Genomic DNA, 1,192 nt, shown 5'->3' on the forward strand with positions numbered 1-1,192 from the left:
AAGCCGTGAGCACCAAGCACCTCGATTCCATTGCCGACTATCGACGTCATGGCTTCAAGCTGCGCATCGAATGCACGTGCGGGCGAGTGAGGGTGATCGAGCCGGGCGACCTGATGGTGGCGTTAGGTAGGCGCAAGAACAGCTCGCGGGACATGCAGCTTTTAATCCCTCGCCTGAAATGCTTCGTGTGCGGCGGTCGGCCCAACTACTGGGGGCCGGTCTAGCTCGCGTAGGGCCGGATCCGTCCGATTGCCTGACGAACCGAGTTAGAAAGGCCGGGCCTCGCGAGACATCGCATGTGGTGTCAACGCAAGTCTCGGTAGCGACGGCTTGGGGTTACCCCGGATGCAAGACGACGTGCGGCCGAACGCGTTATTCAGGCGACCTATCGACCTTAGAAGCGTATGATCATCGGCGGTCGCGACATTCTCCTGGGGGGAGATAGTCATGAGACGCTTTCTCTTTGGCCTGTTTGTCGGTTGTGTCCTAGCCAGCACCGCACCCGCTTTGGCCGTTAGCATGCTCAAGGAGCGCCTGATCGGCTGGTCGGTCTGGGAGGGCCGCGTCCTCCTGTGCACGAACCCTGTGATTCACCATGGGGTGAACGAAATCCGCTGCACATCCGAGGGCTCGGCTGATGACTGAGCGTCCACCCCGTTCGGCTTCGCGGCGGGGCGTGAAATGGGCGCTCCTTGCGCTGCCCTTCCTACAAGCCTGGGCGCCGTCTGCGGGTGCAGCCGAGGGCACGCCGGCACCGGGCGAGGGGCACCAAACCGTTGCCCAGGGCGAACCAGTCGAGACGTCGGCAGTCCACGAAGCGGAGGCCAAAGGACAACCGGCTACCGCACGGCAAAGGTCCGGGCGCGATAGTGGCAGCCGATCTCGCCGAGACGAAGTCTCCACGCAAGACGACAGCGAACGGGGGAAGGGCTCGGCCCAGGGCAGTTCTGAGGGCGCTTCGCAGGAGACTGAACCCAAATGAAGCAGCGATCCTGGAGCCGTCTGCGGGCTACCCGCGATCTTGCTTGCCAGCGGTTCGTTCAGTCATTGCAGACAGGCTCCTTTCGACCCATTGCGGACGCTGGAACGAGTGCGCTTCAGTCCAGTATGACCTCTTCGGGTGGCACCGGATAAGGCGCACCATTCATAACGAAATCGCGCATGATCTTGGCCAGCGCTGTCGGAGTGAAAG

General features: G+C 62.3%; 2 protein-coding genes. Both read left to right on the forward strand.

Features of this window, described 5'->3' with window-relative positions:
• On the forward strand, window positions 1-224 hold a 224-nt coding region (locus G7B69_RS16745; RefSeq protein WP_207786060.1), incomplete at its 5' end, for a hypothetical protein.
• Window positions 225-447: 223 nt separating this feature from the next.
• Entirely contained in the window at window positions 448-645 is a 198-nt protein-coding gene (locus G7B69_RS16605) for a hypothetical protein (RefSeq protein ID WP_166181289.1), read from the forward strand.
• The last annotated feature ends 547 nt before the right edge of the window (window positions 646-1,192 follow it).

Origin of the sequence: Croceibacterium segetis, assembly GCF_011320115.1 — a bacterium.
In the GTDB taxonomy this organism is placed as follows: domain Bacteria; phylum Pseudomonadota; class Alphaproteobacteria; order Sphingomonadales; family Sphingomonadaceae; genus Croceibacterium_B; species Croceibacterium_B segetis.

Bases quoted from the DNA above. Each gene is read 5' to 3' on its own strand.
- G7B69_RS16605 (WP_166181289.1), top strand. From the start codon at position 448: ATGAGACGCTTTCTCTTTGGCCTGTTTGTCGGTTGTGTCCTAGCCAGC.